Annotated in this window: 23 protein-coding genes; 10 read left to right on the top strand and 13 right to left on the bottom strand. The window is 39.7% G+C overall.

From position 1 onward, the window contains the following. Positions 1-363: 363 nt before the first annotated feature. From paeA to AC27JL_RS05075, 3 genes are all read right to left on the bottom strand, one after another. Complete coding sequence (gene paeA / locus AC27JL_RS05085) at positions 364-1,641, bottom strand: polyamine export protein PaeA (RefSeq protein ID WP_006791663.1); 1,278 nt, start codon at positions 1,639-1,641, stop codon at positions 364-366. 133 nt (positions 1,642-1,774) lie between these two features. Continuing rightward, positions 1,775-2,476, bottom strand: coding sequence for an amino acid ABC transporter substrate-binding protein (locus AC27JL_RS05080; RefSeq protein WP_487194998.1), 702 nt, complete (start codon positions 2,474-2,476; stop codon positions 1,775-1,777). Positions 2,477-2,598: 122 nt separating this feature from the next. Beyond that, on the bottom strand, positions 2,599-3,708 hold the full coding sequence (locus AC27JL_RS05075) for an arginase family protein (protein WP_487194997.1): 1,110 nt from the start codon (positions 3,706-3,708) through the stop codon (positions 2,599-2,601). Between the two features lie 445 nt (positions 3,709-4,153). Between AC27JL_RS05075 and udp the strand changes: the two genes are divergently transcribed. Next, positions 4,154-4,909: a uridine phosphorylase gene (udp, locus tag AC27JL_RS05070; RefSeq protein ID WP_006791660.1), complete on the top strand. Its 756-nt coding sequence runs from the start codon at positions 4,154-4,156 to the stop codon at positions 4,907-4,909. Positions 4,910-4,971: 62 nt separating this feature from the next. Here the strand turns inward: udp and cdd are convergent, their stop codons facing one another. Then, a complete protein-coding gene (cdd, locus tag AC27JL_RS05065) occupies positions 4,972-5,898 on the bottom strand; it encodes a cytidine deaminase (protein ID WP_487194996.1) in 927 nt (308 codons plus the stop codon). A gap of 431 nt (positions 5,899-6,329) precedes the next feature. Then, entirely contained in the window at positions 6,330-8,975 is a 2,646-nt protein-coding gene (gene ppc / locus AC27JL_RS05060) for a phosphoenolpyruvate carboxylase (RefSeq protein WP_487194995.1), read from the bottom strand. 120 nt (positions 8,976-9,095) lie between these two features. Between ppc and AC27JL_RS05055 the strand changes: the two genes are divergently transcribed. The 6 genes from AC27JL_RS05055 to AC27JL_RS05030 all read left to right on the top strand — a co-directional run bounded on the left by AC27JL_RS05055 (position 9,096) and on the right by AC27JL_RS05030 (position 13,493). Continuing rightward, positions 9,096-9,494, top strand: coding sequence for a thiol-disulfide oxidoreductase DCC family protein (locus AC27JL_RS05055; RefSeq protein ID WP_487194994.1), 399 nt, complete (start codon positions 9,096-9,098; stop codon positions 9,492-9,494). Then, positions 9,491-10,219 (top strand): SDR family NAD(P)-dependent oxidoreductase, encoded by a 729-nt coding sequence (locus tag AC27JL_RS05050; protein WP_008126211.1) that lies wholly within the window; start codon positions 9,491-9,493, stop codon positions 10,217-10,219. The genes AC27JL_RS05055 and AC27JL_RS05050 overlap by 4 nt, the downstream gene beginning before the upstream one ends. A 9-nt stretch (positions 10,220-10,228) precedes the next feature. Continuing rightward, positions 10,229-10,837, top strand: coding sequence for a flavin reductase family protein (locus AC27JL_RS05045; RefSeq protein ID WP_006791655.1), 609 nt, complete (start codon positions 10,229-10,231; stop codon positions 10,835-10,837). 153 nt (positions 10,838-10,990) lie between these two features. Next, the gene (locus AC27JL_RS05040; protein ID WP_010556757.1) at positions 10,991-12,211 is read left to right on the top strand and encodes a M24 family metallopeptidase; all 1,221 of its coding nucleotides are present in this window, start codon (positions 10,991-10,993) and stop codon (positions 12,209-12,211) included. Positions 12,212-12,318: 107 nt separating this feature from the next. Next, on the top strand, positions 12,319-12,978 hold the full coding sequence (locus tag AC27JL_RS05035) for a DsbA family oxidoreductase (protein ID WP_006791653.1): 660 nt from the start codon (positions 12,319-12,321) through the stop codon (positions 12,976-12,978). A 167-nt stretch (positions 12,979-13,145) separates the two neighbouring features. Further along, positions 13,146-13,493 (top strand): energy transducer TonB, encoded by a 348-nt coding sequence (locus AC27JL_RS05030; protein WP_487194993.1) that lies wholly within the window; start codon positions 13,146-13,148, stop codon positions 13,491-13,493. Positions 13,494-13,572: 79 nt separating this feature from the next. On the opposite strand, the gene AC27JL_RS05025 is transcribed toward AC27JL_RS05030, so the two are convergent. The 6 genes from AC27JL_RS05025 to AC27JL_RS05000 form a co-directional block, all read right to left on the bottom strand. Continuing rightward, positions 13,573-13,851, bottom strand: a complete 279-nt coding sequence (locus AC27JL_RS05025; RefSeq protein ID WP_004588770.1) for a peptidylprolyl isomerase — start codon at positions 13,849-13,851, stop codon at positions 13,573-13,575. A 69-nt stretch (positions 13,852-13,920) separates the two neighbouring features. Then, entirely contained in the window at positions 13,921-14,343 is a 423-nt protein-coding gene (locus AC27JL_RS05020; RefSeq protein WP_487194992.1) for a thiol-disulfide oxidoreductase DCC family protein, read from the bottom strand. A gap of 17 nt (positions 14,344-14,360) precedes the next feature. Further along, positions 14,361-14,885 (bottom strand): response regulator transcription factor, encoded by a 525-nt coding sequence (locus tag AC27JL_RS05015; protein ID WP_487194991.1) that lies wholly within the window; start codon positions 14,883-14,885, stop codon positions 14,361-14,363. Then, the gene (locus tag AC27JL_RS05010) at positions 14,885-16,120 is read right to left on the bottom strand and encodes an ATP-binding protein (RefSeq protein WP_487194990.1); all 1,236 of its coding nucleotides are present in this window, start codon (positions 16,118-16,120) and stop codon (positions 14,885-14,887) included. Before AC27JL_RS05010 ends, AC27JL_RS05015 begins: the two co-directional genes overlap by 1 nt. A 54-nt stretch (positions 16,121-16,174) precedes the next feature. Continuing rightward, entirely contained in the window at positions 16,175-16,582 is a 408-nt protein-coding gene (locus AC27JL_RS05005) for a nuclear transport factor 2 family protein (RefSeq protein WP_008126189.1), read from the bottom strand. Positions 16,583-16,590: 8 nt separating this feature from the next. Continuing rightward, positions 16,591-17,895, bottom strand: a complete 1,305-nt coding sequence (locus AC27JL_RS05000) for a metal-dependent hydrolase family protein (RefSeq protein WP_487194989.1) — start codon at positions 17,893-17,895, stop codon at positions 16,591-16,593. A 153-nt stretch (positions 17,896-18,048) separates the two neighbouring features. On the opposite strand from AC27JL_RS05000, the gene AC27JL_RS04995 reads away from it, so the two are divergent. Together AC27JL_RS04995 and gloA2 are read left to right on the top strand one after the other, a co-directional pair. Then, positions 18,049-19,122 (top strand): ketoacyl-ACP synthase III, encoded by a 1,074-nt coding sequence (locus AC27JL_RS04995; RefSeq protein WP_006791646.1) that lies wholly within the window; start codon positions 18,049-18,051, stop codon positions 19,120-19,122. 68 nt (positions 19,123-19,190) lie between these two features. Further along, entirely contained in the window at positions 19,191-19,577 is a 387-nt protein-coding gene (gene gloA2 / locus AC27JL_RS04990; RefSeq protein ID WP_487194988.1) for an SMU1112c/YaeR family gloxylase I-like metalloprotein, read from the top strand. Positions 19,578-19,608: 31 nt separating this feature from the next. Here gloA2 and AC27JL_RS04985 read toward each other — a convergent pair whose 3' ends face one another. Beyond that, complete coding sequence (locus AC27JL_RS04985; protein WP_487194987.1) at positions 19,609-20,973, bottom strand: leucyl aminopeptidase family protein; 1,365 nt, start codon at positions 20,971-20,973, stop codon at positions 19,609-19,611. 88 nt (positions 20,974-21,061) lie between these two features. Beyond that, positions 21,062-21,484 carry a hypothetical protein gene (locus AC27JL_RS04980; RefSeq protein WP_487194986.1) on the bottom strand — a complete coding sequence of 141 codons (423 nt, stop codon included), beginning with the start codon at positions 21,482-21,484 and terminating at the stop codon, positions 21,062-21,064. A 102-nt stretch (positions 21,485-21,586) separates the two neighbouring features. On the opposite strand from AC27JL_RS04980, the gene AC27JL_RS04975 reads away from it, so the two are divergent. Beyond that, a complete protein-coding gene (locus AC27JL_RS04975; protein WP_475604670.1) occupies positions 21,587-21,757 on the top strand; it encodes an oxidoreductase-like domain-containing protein in 171 nt (56 codons plus the stop codon). The last annotated feature ends 219 nt before the right edge of the window (positions 21,758-21,976 follow it).

The raw sequence follows: 21,976 nt of genomic DNA, 5'->3' as shown, positions 1-21,976 counted from the left end.
AACTATGCGGCCTCATACTTAATCACCAAGTAATGTTAATAAGGCTTTTATAATAAACATTTACACCTACAAGCTAACTATAATGCTCAGCGCACTGTATTTTTTAAAAATAGAAAAGTGCTTACGCAAAAACCTACTTTGTTTAAATTAAAGCCTAGAAGTACATAGTGAAGAGATTTTAATATTATATTTCAGTTAATTAGAGGTATGGTCATTTAGCCAGATACCCATTAGGCCATAGCCAAATACAATTGTTATAACGAACAAATTTATAAACTTTCATTAACAAAAAAGCCAAGGCGAACTTGGCTTTTTTATTCATGACGTGGTTAAGCGTTTATAAAGTGATTAGGATGGCAAGCTTTAAACTAATCTAGATACAAGCAATTGCTCTACACGAATACCTTCAACATCAACCACTTCAAATTTAAAGCCCGCATAACTTATATGCTCAGCACGTTTAGGTATACGTTTCATGGTGTAAATTAAAAAGCCTGCCACCGTCTCAAAATGTATTTGCTCTGGGAACTCCTCTATATCAAGCACTTTAGCTAAATCGGTAATTGGCGTCAGTCCGTCAACTAACCACGAGCTTTTATCTCGCTCGATTATTAGTTCATCCCCTTGGTGAGTTATTAAATCTCCCATAAAGCCTTTCATTAAATCTTTTACAGTAACAATACCAACAAGCAGCGCGTATTCGTTTACTACAATAGCAAATGGTTTAGCGGCGCTTTTAAATGCATTTAATGCCTCTGACAAACTTAATGTTTCTGGTAAGTAAAATACGTCAGTATCAACTAATTCGTCATTGATATTAGCGGCTTCACCTTTAAGTACTTGGCGTAAAATATCTTTTGATTCAACAGAGCCATGTAATTTGTCTAAGTTACCCGACACAACTAAAAAATGATTGTGCGGGTGATCAATAATTTTGGTCGCAATGTCATTACTGCTTTCGTTTAAATCGAAGTACACAATTTGGTCACGCGGGGTCATTACGCTTGATAAAAAACGAGCTTCTAAATCAAACACATTACCTATTAAATCATACTCTTGTTTTTGCAAACTACCATACTCAGCGCCAGCTTCCATCATAGCAACAATGTCTTCTGTGGTTACATTATCTTCACGCTCTGCGGGAACTTTAAACAGTCGCAGTACAAAGTTAGTCACGCCATTAAAAAACATCACTAAAGGCGTTAATGCAAATGTAACCCAGCGCATTATGTTAACGACCTTAACGGCGACAGCTTCTGGCATGATCATCGCTAATCGCTTTGGCATTAAATCGGCGAATAAAATAAATAACGAGGTAATAGTAAAAAATGAGAATAAAAAGCTAATTTTTTCTACATATGCACCCTGATAAAATAAAACCAATACTTTTTCAACGTATGGCGATAACGCTTGTTCACCTACAATGCCACCTAATATAGCGATAGCATTAAGTGCTATTTGTATCATGGCGAAAAACGCGCCCGGATTTTCTTGCAGTTTTAATACTGCAGCTGCATTTAAACTGCCTTCGTCTGCCATTACACGAAGTTTTATTTTTCGTGACGCTGCAATTGCTATTTCCGACATAGCAAACAACGCACTGATCAAGATCAATAGACTAATCCCGATTAAATCACCCATTTAACGCTCCAAAAAGTTAGCGCTTTTAATATAAAAAGCAGCTGATTATAGTCGCTTTTTTAATCGCAGCAATTGATATTTTTACTTTATGTTTAAGTTTTTATTATTCAGTTAGTTAAATGATTTTTAGCCACTAATTAAGAGAGGAGGTTTGTCTAAATGCAAGCTGTAACTGTGTAATTAACGACTCATCCATATTTATGTTACATGCAAAGTATAATGGAGATTGAGCCGTATTTAAATCTAGCACTGGCTCGAGTAAATTTAACTTTGGTGATGTTTTGAGACGGTAATTAAATTGTTTTTTACTCAGAATGACAAAATCAAGAATGTCACGGCGTGCACTAATTAACTTATCTATTTTATCTAAGTTATCAATCAGCAACAGATGCCGGGTTTCGTTAAAACCGCGTTCAAGTAAATAATGATGGCTAAAGTTATCTCTTAATACTGCTATTTTATAGCGCTTGGCATCATGTAAAGTCTTTAACTTTATGCCTCGAGATTTCAGCCCATAAATCGCTGACTCAAACTCTTCAAGTTCAGCTATCCACACAAAGTTATTTTCTCTTGGTGGCAAACGAACAATTGAGAAAATACAGGTGTTTTTATCTCGAAGGGCTGCGTTATAAGACACACTCCAATTGTTAGCCGACATAGTGTAACTAATACCAGCAGCATCAAGGGCGTTTTTTACCTTTTCTACAGAGCGACCTGCCAATTGGTTGTTTGCATCGAGATATTGAAAGTCAGGAAACACCTCCGTCACTATGTTAATTTCGTGTGCTTTTACTGTCGTACACAACACGCAAAGTAAAAAAACAAATCCCTTCATTGGGTAAAAGCCTCAACTAAATTAGTGCAATTATTCAATAAATATAGTTGAGGCTTTGTAGACTGCTAGTTTTGAGTATTTAATAAAATAAGATTAAGCCAATAGCATTCGTTTTGAAGCACTTATTTATTCATCGCATTAATTAAAAACGCTGAAATTTTTGCGCCTTCTTTTAATGTTGTTTCAGAACTTGCTTGGCCCACGAGTGAACTATCGGTAAATGGTGCTATTTCCATCATATCAGCGCCCGTAATTGGAAATTGATCGGCAATGGCTGATAAGATGTCTAGCGCGTGCTTTGGTGTTAAACCGTTATCTTCCGGTGTACCGGTTGCAGAAGCAAATTCGGCATCGAGTGCGTCAATATCAAAACTTACATACACTTCATCAACATTATCCGCTTTTAGTTGCGCGATAGTCTCTGCAGCAACAGCGGCTGCACCGCGTTCAATAATTTCATGCGCCCAATGTTGCTTAACCCCAAATGTGTTTTCCCAGTGTGATTTTGGTTTTCCACTTGAACGTATACCAAATTGAATTAAGTGATGGGGTGCAGGTAAAAACTCTAAAATATGTGTACACCAAGAGCCAAAACATAAATCTATACCCAAGCGCTCCACAAGCAAATCGGTGTGCGCATCAAAATGAATAATAGCTGTGCGCTTACCTTGCTCACGTTTAGCTTTTAAATACGCTTTGGTTAATGGATAACTAATAGAGTGGTCGCCACCAATACCAAAAACACCCTTATCTTTGAACGTCGCGTAAAAGCTGTCGCACACATCTTCAGTAATTGATAACGGACTTACGTAGTAGTCGTTATTTTCGTTTCCGTATAGCGCTTTTTGGCAATTAGAGATAGTTGCGTCGTTTAGGTATTTGTCATGTAACAAATGCGGAATAACACGCACATCACCTAAGTCGAACGAATGACATTCAGGGTGCTGATCAATTAATGCTGAGCGAACAAACAAAGGCCCCCAATTGGCACCACGTAAAATACCGCCACCACAATCAGAACTAATTCCAAGCATGACCGCTTTATGGGGAGAGTGAGGCAACTCATTTAACGATTCGCGCCATAGCGTATCTACATTTTCGGTTTGACCATACAGTTTATTTCGAAGTGCCGCTTTTCGCTCTTTTGCAGTATTAACGGTAAAAACACCATCGCCAGGAGCACATAAGCAGTGCTCTACTTTACTATTAAATGCTTGAATTTCTTGACTCATAATAAATCCTTATGAATTGTTCAGTGCGTATTTTAGTGATTATTTATGCAAAACGATTAAACAGGCCTAAACTTTAAATAATTAAAAAATTAAAAATTTTCTTTGTCTGTATCATTAAAAACCCTTTCAAAACCAACTTAAAATAAAAACATAAGAAACTGATATTTAATAACTTTTAATTAATGCAGGCAATCATCATTTATGACTAACCACTTAGTTGAGTGATACTTATAATGCTTGCGCACACAAGTCAACCGCACAAGTAAACCAGCAATCCATGGGTGTGCTTGAATATTCATAGTTGATGAATAAAATACGCTAAAGCCCTATTTTACTGGCTTAAACAAGCACTCAATTATATTAATACGGACATACGTCCTGTACTTAAGAAAGGTTTCTAGCAATTATGCTAGATTGATAAAAATTATTTTAAAAAGGCTTAGATATGGAAAAGGTATTTCACTTAGGACTATGTATTGACGATCTACAAGGTGCAAAACTTGCGATTGTGCCCGGTGACCCAGATCGCGCTGCACGTATTTCTCAATTCCTAGACAACCCAACCTGCCTTGCTCAAACACGTGAGTTTCATGTTTATCTAGGTCAACTAAATGGCCACTCTGTGGTTATATGCTCAACCGGTATTGGCGGCCCATCTACATCGATTGCAGTAGAGGAACTTGCTCAATTGGGCGTGCGTCAATTTTTACGTATTGGTACTACGGGTGCTATTCAGCCGCATATTAATGAAGGTGAAATTTTAATTAGCCAAGCGTCTGTACGTTTAGACGGTGCAAGCCAACACTTTGCACCACTTAGCTACCCTGCTGTGTCTGATTTTTATGCAACACAAGCCATGGTTGAAGCATGTAAAAACTTAGACATTGACTTTCATATTGGTATTACAGCGTCTAGCGATACATTTTACCCAGGCCAAGAGCGCTACGATACTCATTCTGGTTATGTGCCAAAAGCATTCCAAGGTAGCTGTGAAGAATGGCAAAAGCTGGGCGTAATGAACTACGAAATGGAGTCGGCCACATTATTCACTATGTGTGCAGCCCTTGGCTTGCAAGCAGCCTGTGTTGCCGGTGTATTAGTTAACCGTACTCGTCAAGAAATTCCTAACGTTGACCACGGTGAAATAGAAAGAAAATCAGTGGCTGTTGTATTAGAAGCCGCCAAGGTGCTACTAGGTTAATTTTACTTTATAAGTAAAATTAATATGAAAAAGCACAGCTTATTAGCTGTGCTTTTTTGACACTATTTAAGCGCTGCACTAATTACTTTTAGCTCTGGCAAATCAGTAAATCCCGATAGTACCGCTTTCGAAACACCCGCTTGATTTTCGTGCCCTTTCGTTTCTAAAAGTGTGATGCCTTTCACCGTCTCTTTATCAAAACTAAGGCCGGCTAAAAAGAACTGACTCAACGCACTTTGCAGAGGCGATAAACTTGGGCTATAGGCTGCGTTTTCTGCATAACTGCCGTAAAAATCCCCATTATCAAATGTACTTACCTTGACTGCACTAAAATTTTGACTGTACGGTACATATGCATTTAGCGCAAAGCCAGCAAAGGTCTCTTCGATCTGTTCGTCATCAAAAACCGCAAACTGAGGCTTTGGGTTAAACAAGCTAAATTCGTTACCTAAATCGGTTGGTCCAAACGAGTGAGGTAATAGCTCTACCAATTTAAAATGTTGACTTGGAAGTAAAATATCAAATTCTTTTGCGTCGGCTAATTCATTCATAAATTGGCGACAGTAGCCACACGGAGCGTCGCTTATAGCAATTTTAAGGATTTTTTTAGCGCCATTTAACCAAGCGTTATTAATGGCAGACTGTTCTGCATGAACAACGAGACTCAGTGCTTGATGATCAAACTCTACATTAGCGCCAAAATAAAAATTAACTTGTTGCTGCTCATCTATAGCTTTCACAATTGCACCAACATGAAAATGTGACACTGGAGCCACTGAAAACTCAGACGCTAAGGGCACTAAACCTTGTAACAGTGAATCGACAGAAACATTAAACTCTTTGCAAAGCTGTTCAATGTTGTTGGTGTTTAATATGCCGCGCTGCGACTTTAATTGGCTACGTAAGGACGCTGTTTGCGCTACGTTTAACGTGATATGAGAATTTGTAAGGGCTGTATCTTCTTGTACAGTAAAAGTTGCTGAAGCCATAATGTATTTTAATTATTCAATGGCTAAGTAGTTTAAAAGTTTAAGACCCAAATTGCTAGGGCCTGTTGACCTTTCAGGCTTAAAACTTGTTCAAACTAGAGACTATTTAATCGTGGCGCAAGGTTTGTAACCATGTGGGCTAAGTAAACCGAGCAAAACCTCCTCGCCCTGCTCATGCTCCTTACCTACATTCATGTAGGCAACAAAGAGTTAATCGCACCTAGGGCGAACCTTCGGGCAGCGCGTGTTTGGTATTCATGCTGCGTTATTGCCTATTTATCGGGAATAAACACACTACATAGGCGCTGCCTTGCCTAAGCACCAAATACACTGCTGAAAATTTAACCGCGAAAGGTAAATAGACCTTAGGTTATTAAACACAAAAAAAGGGAACACGGCGTGTTCCCTTGCTAAATAACAAACGTTAACGATTAACCGGTATTACGCATACCTGCAGCAATACCTGTCATAGTGATCATTAATGCATTATCGATGTCACCTTCGTTATGCTCCTCGTTAGAGCGGGCACGGCGAAGCAATTCAACCTGCAAGACATTGAGCGGATCGGTGTACGGGTTTCGTAAACTAATCGACTCTTTTATCCAAGGCTGAGCTGCAAGTAAGCTTTTTTGAGGACTTAACGACTGCACAAGCTCAATGGCTTCCTCAAGCTCTTTTCGCAACGTTACACCTAACGGCTTGTACATATCTTCCACCAGCGCATTATCATAGTGCTCACTTAACCAGCTATCGGCTTTACTAAATACCATTTCAAGCATTTCTAAACGAGCTCTAAAAAATGGCCAATTGAGGCTCATTTCGTTTAGTGTTTCTAAGCCATATTGATCTAGCGCCTTTTTTAAGCCTGTTAACGCACCTAACCAAGCGGGCAACATTAACCGGTTTTGACTCCATGCAAAAATCCATGGAATAGCACGTAAACTTTCAACGCCCCCATTAGGGTTGCGTTTTGCAGGACGAGAGCCAAGCGGAAGTTTAGAGAGCTCTAATTCTGGCGTTGCCATTCTAAAGTAAGGAACAAAATTCTCGTCGTGGCGAACAACATTGCGGTAATGCTCACACGACCGCTCACTAATAAGCTTCATAACTTCGCGCCATTGTGGTTTAGGCTCTGGCGGTGGTAATAAGTTACTCTGCAGTACTGCCCCTGCATATATATTTAAGCTTTGTAGTGCTACATCTGGCAAACCAAATTTAAAGCGTATCATTTCGCCTTGCTCTGTTACCCGTAAACCACCTTTAAGTGAGCCTGGCGGTTGCGAGTGCAGTGCTTGTGCAGCCGGTGCACCACCTCGACCAACAGTCCCTCCTCGGCCGTGGAATAACACAAGTTCAATGCCGCGCTCGTCTGCAAGCTGCACGAGTTTATCCATTGCTTCATATTGGGCCCAACCTGCTGCCATCATACCGGCATCTTTAGCCGAGTCTGAATAACCAATCATTACATTTTGCGTATTTTGAATATGGCCGCGGTACCACACATTATCGAGTAGCGTCGTGATCACGTCGCTGCCATTATTCAAATCGTCTAATGTTTCAAATAATGGGGCAACTGGCAATTCAAAACTACAGCCGCTTTCTTTAAGAAGTAACTGTACAGCTAAAATATCGGATGCAGTGCGTGCCATTGAAATAATATACAAACCAAATGTTTTTTCATCTTGCTTTGCAATTACATCGAAGGTGTCGAGCACTTCTTGTACATCAGGGCTTGGTTGCCAATGCTTAGGAATAAGCGGACGACGCGAATTAAGCTCCGCTAGTAAAAATGCTTGCTTGTCTTGCTCTTGCCACTGGTTGTAGTCCCCTAACCCTAAATAACGCGTAAGTTCAGAAAAAACGTCGCTGTGGCGTGATGAATCTTGACGTACATCCAGTTTTGCCAAACGAAGACCAAAACTGTTTAAACGATGCATTAAATCAAGTAGTAACCCATCGGCAACGACTTTCATGTTGCATTTTAATAATGAACGATAACATACCTCAATTGGGTGCTTAAGCTGGTTAATATCAGTAACAAGATCTTGTGCGTCAGTGCGTTTGTGTTTAATTTTTGCACCTAAATGCGCCACTGTTTCAGACACTTCGCCTTTAAGCTTTTTAAGCACAGTGCGGTAGGGTTCAAAATCTTGGCCTGCCAACTCAATGAGTTCGTCGCTGGCGTCAGACATAGATAGCTCAGCGCATAACGTATCAATATCTCGGCTATATAAATCAAGTGCCATCCAGCGACCATGGTCAAGAACTTGCGAAGTAACCTGTGCAGTAACGAATGGGTTACCGTCTCGGTCTCCACCCATCCAAGAAGTGAATTCAATTGGGCTGTAGTCAATGGGCAACTCTAGACTTAATTGCTCTTTAGCATGCTCCGAAAATTCACGTAAAAAACGCGGAACAGCATGCCAAAGACTATTTTCAATAACTGCATACCCCCATTTGGCCTCATCAACAGGCGTTGGGCGCGAACGACGAATATCGTCTGTATGCCACGCTTGGCTTATTAACTGAGCAATTCTATTTAAAATAGCTTCGCGCTCATGCTCCAAGTTATCTTTTCGCTCAAGCGATGCTAAACAATCGCTCAACTCTACGTGCTTGTTGATAATGGTACGGCGTGTAACCTCTGTGGGGTGTGCCGTTAGTACTAAATTAATGTGGAGTTTTGAGAGTGTGTCAGCAAGGTGGTTAGAGTCTAGCTGACCTTCTTGTGCTTTTGCGGCTAACGTTTTTAATGTTTGAGTGAGAGGGTTTTGCTGGCCAAGACCAGCGTCATTAAAACGCGATACAGTATGAAACTGCTCTGCCACATTGGCTAAATTTAAAAAATGATTAAATGAACGGGCAACCGGTAAAAGCTCTTCATCACTAAGCGCATGTAATACTTCAATTAACGCCTTGCGATCGTCTTCATTACCACTGCGAGAGGATTTTGATAAAGCGCGAATTTCTTCTACTTTATCTAAAATTGCTTGGCCTTGGGCATCTTTTATAGTTTGACCTAATAATTGCCCAAGTAGACCTACATTACCTCGCAAGGCGGCATATTGTTCACTCATTTCTCAGTCTCCTTTGTTTCATGGAGGACTATTAATATCATTAAGAGCGCATATTTAATAGATCCATTTGCAATGTCATGTCGTAAAAAAGTATAGATAAAATAATCACAAAGCACTGGTATGATCATTTTTTACGACGGTAACTGCCCACTTTGCAGCACTGAAATGCAACAGTTAAAACAAGCAGATAAACACAGCTTAATCACCCTTGAGGATTTAAATGCTGCTGATTTTAGCGAGCGCTACAGGCATATAAACAAAAACCAAGCATTTACATACCTGCAAGCGCAACTAAAAAATGGCGAGATAATTTATGGGCTAGACGTAACGTATCAAGCGTGGAAAACAGTTGGAAAACACCGCTGGTTGAAAATTATTCGCTTGCCTGTTATTCGTATTTTTGCAGATTGGGGCTATATTTTTTTTGCAAAACATAGGCACTCTATAAGTAGATTGTTAATGCCTAATACCCAGTGCAACAACGGCCAGTGCGCTATAAAATCAAAAGGAAAAAAATGAAGACAATTATTCTTTTTGGCGCTAGTAGCGCGATTGCTAAAGCCTACGTGAAGCACCTTCAAAACCAAACAATTGAATTTAACATTGTATGTGTCAGTTCAAGTAACCATGTTCCACAACACAGTAACAATATTACTTTTTACAATACTGATTACTCTACTGACAGTTTATTTGGCCTTACTCAACATTTAAAAGATGAGCAAGCCGACATACACCAAGTAATAATGTTCAACGGTAAGTTACATAACTCCGAGCACATGCCAGAAAAAAAGCTTGAAGACATCAACGCTGATTATTTTAATTTGTTACTAAACGCAAATACGCTCACCCCATTGCTCTGCTTACAAAGCGTTTTGCCTTTAATCAATCATAAAACGCACTGCACTATAACCGCGCTAAGTGCACGAGTAGGTAGTATTAACGACAACAAAATGGGAGGCTGGTACAGTTATCGGGCATCTAAATCAGCCCTTAACATGTTATTTAAAACTGCTGCAGTAGAGCTTGCTCGTCGTGCAAAGAACACCAAGCTTGTGCTATTTCATCCTGGTACAACTGACACTGACCTGTCTAAGCCTTTTCAAAAAAATGTACCCGAAGGCAAATTGTTTACACCTGAATTTGTAGCACACCAACTTTTTGACTTAACAAATAACAACCCTGATTTAGAACTAAATGGCGAGCCAGCTTATTTAGATTGGCAAGGCTCAACTATACCGTGGTAAGGATTTAAAATGCATTTTACTAAAGCGCGTATCGACGCACTTGAAAAACGTACTCGTACACATTTAATAAACTCGTTATCTGGGTTTAAAAGCGCAAACCTAATAGGCACACAAGACCTACTAGGCAACACTAATTTATCGATTGTTAGTTCGGTTATTCATTTGGGTGCTCACCCTCCCCTCGTAGGTATGATAATGCGCCCACACAGTGTACCGCGCCATACGTTTGAAAATATATTACAAACAGGTGTTTACACTATCAATCAGGTAAATAAGTCTATTTATAAACAAGCGCATCAAACCTCAGCACGCTACGACAAAGACGAATCCGAATTTGAGGAAACAGGGTTAACACCTGAGTACTTAAATGAGTTTTCGGCCCCTTTTGTCAAAGAGAGTCGCTTAAAATACTCAGTAAAATTTGTTGAAAGTAAACATCTTGAAATTAACGGAACTGAACTAGTGATTGGTGAAATTGTCGATGTGTATTTAGATGAAACCGCTCTGCAAAGCGATGGATTTCTAGATTTACAAGCCATTGATACTGTTGCGGTTACAGGCCTTGACAGCTACCACACAGCAAATAAATTAACGCGCCTTCCCTACGCAAAAAAATAACTTTTAGGGGTGCATGTCACCCCTTTGTCATGACAAACGCACAACCCAACTTAACCCCAACGCACTAAAAACCTCAATCGATGTTGCTGATCGCAGAACATTGAATTTTAAAAATGCATTGCGCACAATAGCGAAAATTCCAAGGAGAATCCCATGAGCACAATCGGTATTGGCACGCAAACCCCAGAGCAAGCATTGGCCAGCTTAAGTAATATGACCCAATCGTTAACACCTATTCAGACTGACGAACACATTGAACGTATAGCAAAAGCACAAGCTTATATGACAGCTAATAACATTGATGCAATTTACCTAAATGCAGGGACCAACCTAACCTACTTTACGGGTATGAAGTGGTATGCGAGTGAGCGTATGGTTGGCGCAATTTTACCTGCAATTGGTGAAGTACAGTACATAGCACCTTATTTTGAAATTGGTACCCTAGATGGCTTTAAAGTGGTTGAAGGGCCAATACACGGCTGGCAAGAGCACGAAAACCCTTATGCGCTATTTGTTAGCGTATTAAAGCAACTAAACATTAGTGACGACGCCACCATCGGCATCGATGAAAGCGCACAGTTCTTTATATTCGATGGTATTAACAAAGCGCAAAAAGGCTTGAATATTATCAATGCGCAAAGTGTTACTGCACATTGTCGTATGCACAAATCGGTTAACGAATTAGCACTTATGCAGTGCGCAATGGACATGACCTTAGCCGTTCACCAAGCCACTGCGAGTATGCTTTACGAAGGTATTACCACCACAGAAGTAGAAGCCTTTATAAAAAAAGCGCATCAAAAAGTAGGTGCTCCGGGCAACTATTTTTGTATTGTACTGTTTGGCGTAGCAACGTCGTTTCCACATGGTGTTAAAGATGCGCAAGTGCTTAAAAAAGGCGATATGGTATTAATAGATACCGGTTGTAAAGTACACGATTACCTTTCAGATATAACCCGCACCTATGTATTTGGTGAACCAACACCGCGCCAGCGCATGTTTTGGGATCACGAAAAAGCAGCGCAACTGGCCGCATTTAACACCGCAAACATTGGTACTACATGCGAAGATGTTGACGCAGGTGCTCGTAACTATTTAGCGGCTCAAGGGCTGGGCCCGCAGTACCAAACACCGGGTTGCCCGCATCGAACTGGCCATGGTATTGGTTTAGATATTCACGAATGGCCATACTTAGTTGGCGGTGATAAAACCCCACTTGCCCCAGGCATGTGCTTTAGTAACGAGCCAATGCTAGTGATACCCGATGAATTTGGGGTGCGTTTAGAGGATCATTTTTATATGACCGACAACGGCCCTCATTGGTTTACAGAGCCTAGCCACAGTATAGACGACCCATTTGGGCTTAACGCTTAATTCCTTCAAGAGCAGCTGTTTAGCTGCTCTTTTTATTTTATTCGTTGATAAAGTCCAGTTCATCCCAATATCCCTTTTATACAAAAGCAATCCGCAAAAGGATGAATATGAAAAATTTTAAAATTGATATCGTGTCAGACGTAATGTGCCCATGGTGTGTAGTAGGTTATAAAAATCTTGAGACAGCACTTGGCCAACTTAAAGACGAAATGAGTGCAGATATTACATGGCATCCTTTTGAGCTAAATCCAGATATGCCAGTTGAAGGTCAAGACTTAAACGAGCATTTAATGCAAAAGTACAACCTAACTGAAGAACAAGGCGATGAAAATCGTAAAAACATGTTTGAAGCAGGAAAGCGTGCTGGATTTACGTTTAACTTTGATGGCAAACGTATCATGATCAACAGCTTTGATTTGCATCGTTTATTAATGTGGGCACGCGAAGAAGGTAAGCAAACCGAGTTAAAACTCGCCTTTTTTGAAGCGCACTTCACCGATTTAAAATACTTAAACCAAGAAGACGCTCTGCTTGATGTTGTCGAAAGTGTTGGCCTTGATAAAGAAGAAGCCCGAAATATTTTGCACTCAGATAAATACGTTCAAGCTGTACGCCAAGAGCAAAATAACTTTAAACAAATGGGTATTACCTCAGTCCCTACGTTTATCATAAACGATAAATACGCACTCACTGGCGGACAACCAAGCGACTCATTTATTCAAGCACTAAAACAAATTAGCGAAGAAGAAGCCAAGCAAGACGCTTGATATACAAATAAATTTTAAAACAAAAAAAGGCTGCACATTGCAGCCTTTCTTATATATTTATGAGTTCAAAAATAATACAAACTTGTTATTTACCTTCGTTCTCTTTTGGTGTCATTATAGAAACTAAATTTAACAAATCAATAATAGTACCTATAAAGGGATTTATAATGAAATATATAATTACAACACTAACTTCACTGTTTCTTTTAACTGCATGTTCGACAACACCTTTAGCTGATAGCCCTCACTCTACGCTTATAATGCCGAGTCCTCCGGAATATCCAATTAAAAACGCCCGTGAAAAGATAGAAGGTAGCGTGACAATGTCTTTTGATGTAGATACATCTGGTAAGCCAGTTAATATTAAAGTGATCAAAGCTGAACCTGTTAAAACTTTTGATAAAGCTGCAATTCGCTCTCTTTCTAAATGGCGTTACGCACCTAAAGTAGTTAATGGTATTGCGGTAGTTGATGAAGACTTAGAAATGACTATAGATTTCAATTTAGAAAAATAATAACTAACTAAAACTAAAAAAGGCTGCACATTGCAGCCTTATTTATATACCTAAAATTACTTCTATACTTAAAAATAAATTAAGTACGATAAAGCACTTTAATAACATGCCAGCCAAATTTAGTTTTAACTAGGTGTGGCTCTAAAATAGCGCCATTAAAGGCTATTTTGTCAAACTGCGGAACCATTTGCCCGCGTCTAAACTCACCTAAGTCACCGCCTTTTTTACCCGATGGGCACGACGAATATTTTTTAGCTAAGGTTTGAAATTTTGCACCTTTACCTAATTGCTTAATAATGTCTTCTGCTATTTCTTTGTGCTTAACCAATATGTGGAGTGCGTGCGCTGTACTTGCCATTTCAAAGCCCTAGTAATTTAAAACGCGGCGATTTTAGCACAGCTCCTGTTTGAGAGCATCTAATTGATTTTATAAATAGTGAAGTTCATCACATTTAGAGGGAATACGGCAATACTGATATTTTCCAAATAAGGTATAGCGGTTTAAAGCTATTTTATCGTACAGCCAATTATTAAAGGTATTTGGTAAAACACTAAATACAGTGGCTAGTTTATAGGGGTAACCTAGCTGCTTAACCACTTCAAAAAAAGCATGACTTTGTGTGAACACTTTGCCGTTTTGTAAGTACACCATCGAGGCGTATTGGGTAGTTGAAAAACCAAAGTGAGTTAATAGCACTTCACCTTTTGGAGATTGCACGCTACATAATTTAAAAATGGCATTGGTATCGTTACTAATTATAAAATTACACCACGCACTACATAATTTACACTGCGCATCGAATAATATAATTTTTCGATTACGCATTAGTGTGACTGCATTTTCACTCATTTATTTTCCTTAAGCGATTAGTGCTGGACCGGCTTTTTTTGTAACTTACGTTGCAATGTGCGTCTATGCATATTTAACTGCCTAGCTGTGACCGATATATTGCCATTATTACTGTGTAGCACTTGCTGAATATGCTCCCATTCTAAGCGTTCAGGCGACATAACAGCATCATCAATATTCGTTGCAAGCGAACTGGCTTCATTATTAAGTGCTTTTAATAATGTTGCCATATCGATAGGTTTAGTTAAATAATCGTTTGCACCTAAGCGCATTGCTTCAACCGCAGTGGCAATGCTAGCAAACCCAGTTAATAAGACTATATGTGTATTTTCTAATAAGTTGCGCAGTGGCTTTATAAGCATTAAGCCATTGTCGTCCCCGAGTTTCATGTCTAATAAAATAGAGTCGGGTACTAATTGGCGCGCACGAAGTAACGCATCACTTTGGTTATGCGCAACATCACAGGTGAAGCCTTGCTTAGTTAAACGCCTAGCAAGCGTACTGGCTAAATTTATATCATCTTCAATTATTAGTAACTTCATTATGCTGTCTGCTCGTTATTAATAATGGCTAACTTAACCTTTGCTACGGCACCGCCTTCTTTATGGTTAAATAAGGTTAGTGAGCCATTTAGTCGCTCAAACGTGACGTTAGATAACAACACGGCCAACCCCATGCCTTGTTCGCTAGGCATTACCTGCCCCCCTAGTTCAGCTAGTTGTGAGGGCGTAAACCCATCGCCAAAATCACGGATTAATAAATCTATACATTGATCTTGCTGGTCAAGCTCCCAGCTTAACTCTAGCTCTGTTTTACCTTGTTTTTGATTTGCTATAGCCGCATTTTGCAACAAATTTAATATAGCTGGTAACAACATTGCGTCACTTAAAAGAATCGCATTAATGGAAGGTGTAGACCATTTAATATGTTGACCGGGGTATTGTAATAAAAAGGTATCGTTAATGGCTGTTTGTAATTGAGCTATGGTTATTTGATCTTTAGCATTTTTAACCCGTATTTGCTCCGATAGCGCTCTAAAACTATTGAGCTGATCGCGACATTGTTCAAGTGGGGTTTGCATCTGTTTAACTATAGTATTGTTTGGTTGCTCCTCTAATAATTCTTCAAACAACAGTTGTAAGTTAGCTATCGGTGTTGCTAGCTGATGAGTTATTTGTGCTGCAGCTCCATCAAGCGTTACTAGTTGCTCATTTCGTAATTGTTTTTCTCGGGCTTTAGCAATGACGCGTTCGCGTTCTTTTAGTGCACGGCTCATAGCCCCTATCACAAGCGCTATTACACTAGTACTTAAAACAAAATTAACCCACATACCAACAAAATGACCGCTCATGTTCATTTGATGCATACTGTGATCGGGCATGTTTATTAACAAAAAGCTGTATGCAGCAATGGCAAGCAAAGCAATATAGGCTAAGCCTTTTTCACGTAGTGTTACCGCTGCTATCATGATGGGTAGTAATAATAACGACACAAATGCATTAGTTGCGCCGCCACTTAAAAAAAGCAAAACAGTTAAAAACAAAACGTCAGCAGTGAGTTGCATCAGCATAACCGAGGGCTTAGCGTGGCTAACGTGTCGGTAAGCAAATAGACTGATTAATTGAAACGCAGCTTCTAAAGCAATAACACCAAGTAAGGGCAGTAATGCCAATTGGTAATCAAGTAAAAAATAAACACTTAATACTGCAATTAATTGTACTGCAATGGCGCCGCTTCTTAGCATAAGTAAACGGCTGATAGTGGGATCAGTTTGCATTAACAAAACAATGATTTTCCAATTTAATATATAAAAATGAGTTGAGGTAAAACGTTACTCGTCGTCCATTGAAATTGTAAAAGCAGCGCACGGTGTGCCTTGATGAAACACCATTTGCCATTGCTGTGCGCTATTTTTACGCCATAACGACATGCGAAGTGAATAATTAAATTCGGCACGAGCCGAACGTCTATACGCTGCTTGATAACTTATTTGCGCCACATCTATACTCAACATTCGGCCTTTAAAATGCTGATTATAAAACTGCGGCACCACTTCAGTAGGTAGGCGTGTGAGTACTTGGTATTTATTAAACGACGTGCCATTAGCAGCAATTTCGATAAACTCATCGTCGAGTAAAGCGTCGAGTGCACGCTCTGATTGGCGAACTTCAGGCTCTAGTAATTGACGCTCAGCCTCAATTAAATGATTAAACAACGACGCTTTAATTTTGCTGCTCATGTGCTTCCCTATTGCTTGTATATTTGCCCTGCTTTCATAACAAATTGCACGTTTTTAAGTACGTTTATGTCTTCAAGTGGCGAACCATTTACGCTGATAATATCTGCTTGCTTACCAACACTCAAGTCGCCTAACTGATGGCTTTGCCCTAACAATTTAGCAGCATACACTGTGGCTGACCTTATTGCATGCGCCTCACTCATTCCATTACTTACCATTAAACCAAACTCGTTTGCATTAAGACCATGACGCGATACACCCGAGTCGGTACCAAAGGCAATGTTTACCTTGTTTTTAAGCGCTAACTTAAACGATGCCTGCATTTTAGGCGTTACTTCTCGCACTTTATTCGCAATTGCCGCTGGCATATTAGGATTAGTAAGTACCTCTTCACTTACCGTGGCACCAGCAAGCAGTGTGGGAACTAAATAGGCCCGCGTTTTGTTGAATAAATCGACTGTTTTTTTATCTAAATAAGACCCGTGCTCTATTGAGTCAACCCCAGCTCTAAGCGCTGCTTTAATTCCTTCTGTTCCGTGGGCATGCGCTGTTACCTTTCGCCCTAAATGATGCGCTGTATCTACAATAGCTGACAGCTCATCATCAGTGAGTTGTTGATTCACTCCCGCTGCGGTATTACTCAACACACCACCCGTTGCAGTAATTTTAATTACATCAGCACCACTTTTAATAACTTCTCTCACAGCACGGCGGCAATCGTCAGCGCCATTACAAATGCCTAATGTCGTTTTAAAAACATCGGTTATGTCTTTTCTGTAGCCATGCATATCAGCATGACCGCCGCTTGGCGATATTGTATTACCCGCTGCAAAAATACGAGGTCCTGCAATGTCTTGTCGTTCAATTGCGCGTTTTAACGGAAAAATAACTTGATAGTCGCTGCCTAAATCACGCACCGACGTAAAGCCGGCATCAAGCGTACGCTGTAAATATTTAATAGAACGAAGCGCATAATCGGCTTCATATTCTGTAGCCCAACGGTGTGGGTTTGCTTTAGCGTCACGTTCAAAAGTTACATGCACATGCATATCAATCAAACCTGGCATAACAAACTGGTTTTTTAAATTAACTATTTCAGCATCGGGTAAATTAAGTACTGACTTTGATACATAACCGTCTTTAATAGCCGTTATTTTGTCATTGGTAACAACTAAGGTTTGTTCTTTTTTTAATGCCTGCTCAGGTGCTACAAGTAAACTACCTGCGTAAATGATTTTAGATTGTGCTGCGTTTATATTATTAACGAACATTGCCAATACAATTGACGATAATGTTATGAGTGTTGTTTTCATACATGCTCCTTTTTTATACTAGCTTTACTCTAAAAAACCTTTAATAGCGAATATTTACGATACAAAGCATGCTATAAACTAGTCTTATAAGTCGAATTTTGGTATAACTTGCCGGTAATAAATTGAAGTTATACCACCTTAAGAGAACACACTATGCCATACGCACATATCACTGGTTGGGGCAAATGCATACCACCAGCAAGTATTAGCAACGATGAAATTAGCGAAATAGTTGATACCACCGACGAGTGGATCACCACGCGTACTGGCATCAAATCTCGTCGTGTAAGCCATGTAAGCACGGCAGAGCTGGCAACTGTTGCAGCAAAACACGCACTTGCTTGCGCAGGTATTGACGCAAAAGACATTGATCTTGTCATACTTGCAACCTGTACGCCTTCAACAGTTGTTGCAAATACGGCATCCCAAGTGCAGAAAAATATTGGCGCAACAGGCGCAGCCGCCATGGATACGAATGCTGCGTGTTCTGGCTTTTTATACGCATTACAAGCTGCTACTGCGCAAATTCAAGCAGGCATGATCAAAAAAGCAGTCGTTATTGCTGCTGAACGAATGACTTGGTATGTAAACTGGGCGCGCCGCGACAGTGCAGTGCTATTTGGTGATGGCGCTGGTGCTGTGGTACTGGAAGCTGCAGAAACACCGGCAGGTTTACTTGGCACTAAAACAGGGTGTGATAGTGAAGACCGCGACATTCTTCATATTACTAACTTTGGTAGTGATTTGAACAAATATGAACCTATTGGCCCGTCTGATCTGTTATTTGAAGGCAGAGAAATATTCAAACGTGCCGTAAAAGGTATGAGTGAAGCCTGTGACGACGTTCTTGAGCAAGCTAATTTAAGCCTAGACGACATAAACGTACTAGTACCACATCAGGCTAATTTACGCATAATTCAGGCAATCCAGCACCGTTTAAAAGTACCTGATGAAAAAGTAATGGTTAACATTGCAGATTATGGCAACACATCAGCTGCAACCATTGCTATTGCGCTATGTGAAGCAGTTGAACAAGGATTAATAAAGCCTCATTCAAATATTATGTCTGCGGCTTTTGGCGCGGGTTTAACATGGGCTGCAAGCTACATAAAATGGGGCGAACGTGTAACTCCAATTAGCGTTAGCGACGCACAATTAGCACCTTGCACCCAAACAGGTTTAGAGCTTGTGGCGCCAGCTGTAAAAGCATGTAAAGACGCTGAATAAGCTTGCTTTAAAAACGTATAATTAAAACGCACTTTTTAGTGCGTTTTTTATTTAAGGTAGATAAATTTATGGAGCTTTTAGGTATTCATCATGCTGCAATTATTTGCAGTAATTATCCTCGCTCTAAACATTTTTATAGTGAAATTTTAAAACTCAACATTATTAACGAGCATTATAGGGAAAAGCGTAATTCGTATAAGTTAGACTTAGCAATGCCTGATGGTAGTCAAGTTGAGTTGTTTTCGTTTGAGGGTGCGCCCTCAAGGCCTAGTTACCCGGAAGCACAAGGCTTACGCCATTTAGCGTTTAAAGTCGACAATGTAACTAAAGCAAAAGAATATTTAGAAAGTAAAAGTGTGGCAGTTGAAGAGATTAGAATTGATGAAATTACAGGTAAAAAATTTACTTTTTTTGCCGACCCAGATAATTTACCGCTAGAGCTATATGAAGTTTAAGCTTCATATAGCGCTAATGTTTTACGGGTAATTAATGATTAAAGCGGTTTTGCAAATAGTTAAACACGGCTCTAATGCCAAGTGCTTCACCGCCAGCAGGGCGACCTGGCAGCGCACGTAAATTCCATGCCATCACATCAAAATGCACCCAAGGCGTGGTTGGCTCTACAAATTCTTTTAAGTAAAGTGCGGCGGTAATTGCGCCACCAAATGGTGTACTTGCACTATTAGCCATATCTGCGACATCACTTTTCAAAAATCCACGATACTGCTCAAATAAAGGCAACTGCCAAACAGGGTCATTCACACTGATTCCTGCATCAATTATACCATTTGCTACATCACGCTCTGTAGAAAAGAAACCAGGTAACTCAGTACCTAACGCTACACGACATGCCCCTGTTAATGTTGCAAAATCAATAATAAGCTCCGGATTATCGTTTTGTGCTTCACTTAACGCGTCACACAAAACTAAACGCCCTTCAGCATCCGTGTTATCTATTTCAACCATAATACCTTTGCGTGTTTTTACAACATCGCCCGGGCGAAATGCATTTCGCGACACCGCATTTTCAACTGCCGGTACTAATACTCTCAAACGGACAGGCAATTTAGCAGCCATAATCAGCTGAGCTAATGCAATAACATGCGCAGCACCGCCCATGTCTTTTTTCATATTACGCATACCATTGCTTGGCTTTAAGTCGAGCCCGCCAGAGTCAAAACACACACCTTTACCAACAAGCGTTATTAGTGGCGCATCATCTGCTCCCCACTTTAAATCAAGCAAACGCGGTTTATTCTCGCTTGCACGACCTACCATATGAATAGTTGGGTAGTTTTGCTCTAACAATTCATCGCCAATCCATTGTGAAAAATCACCGCCATGAGTTGAAGCCAAATCTTCCATCACTTGCGATAAATGTTGCGGCATCATATCAACGGCAGGCGTGTTTACTAAATCACGCGCTAAAAAAATAGCTTCCGCTTGCTGTTTGATAAGCGTGTAAAGCTGTTCATCGCCAATACACAACTCGGCTTTAACAGTCGGTTTTTCTTTGTATTCACTAAATTCGTAGCCACCAAGAACAAATCCTAATGCCACAAACTCTATAAACGTATCGTCACCTTGAATTTGATAACTACCCACTGGTAGCGTATTGGCCAAATTGCCAGCAGCCCAAAAATCGTTTGGGCTTTGCATTAAACAAATTACTTGGGACAACTCCCCGGAATTGCTATCGGGAATTAACGCTAAACCTTGCTTTTCAAAGCCTGTATTGTTTAGCCAATTTTGAATAAATGTTGGCTGCTTTGATTGCCAATCAGAGAGTTCGCTTTTAAGAATAAATGATAAAGGAATACCAGAAGATGTATTGCGAAGTAATGCACTCATTAAATAGCTCATAATTTGTAAAAATTGTTCTTACGAGCATATCAATAAGCACTATTAAAAGGTATCGCTAATTGTCGAGTTTTTAGTGTTATTTATTGTGTATATTTTTTTTAACTGATTCTTGATTCGATTGTTCTATTTCGTTATCAAGTTCTTTTATTGATTTATTAATGCTAAACGAGCTGGGCAATACATCCACCCCCACTAACCGCCCTAACTTAACAACAAGTGGAATAGTAACGGGTGAAAAAGGAAGCACAGCAAATACGCCCAATCCAAGGCCTTTTAAAATATCGACAAACTGCTCATTCGCTCGTTTAAGCTCTGCACTATTTGTTTGCCCTTGTGTGTAACGCTTGTATATGGCCAACATCTCTTTAGTTTCTTGTTTTTCTTGTGCAAGTGCAATTTTAAGTGCCACCATAGCACGACGAAAACGAAGCTGTTGACGCTTTTTACTAATTTTTACTACACGCCAAGGAGCACGGTGAATAACTTTATATAATCGCATTTCTATATTTTCACACATGCTGTTGGGTTAACAAAGAATAATTTACTTGATTAAGACTATACTTTATCCTTCGCACCAAACTAGTGCCAAAAAGTATTAACTATGACTGATTTCACAACTCAAATTCCACAAAAACCTGAAAAACCAAAATCTGATGAATGTTGCGGCAGTGGCAATTGTTATTCATGTGTGTGGGATGAATATAGAGAAAAATTAGCAACATGGAAATTAACAAATTTGCAAACTAAAACAAAAAAACAGGATGACATTTAAAAAGCCAACCTCGAAAACCCCTCCCCACCTGCATTAATATTCCCAATTATATCTTAACCTGCACACAAATGGTTATAAGTAGCACTAAAATGCACCACCTTTGGATTTTTTACCTAATTAAAGTTTTGTTATTTAATAGTTAATTAATAATTGCTCTTGTTGTTTTTTATGTATAGTCTGTATTCAGGAGTTAACAGAAGGTGAGTATTTACGCTCTTT

This window comes from Pseudoalteromonas sp. 4NS20-0020 (assembly GCF_057554385.1).
Note: the sequence above shows the minus strand (reverse complement) of the source record. Positions and strands in the feature narration are given on the sequence as shown.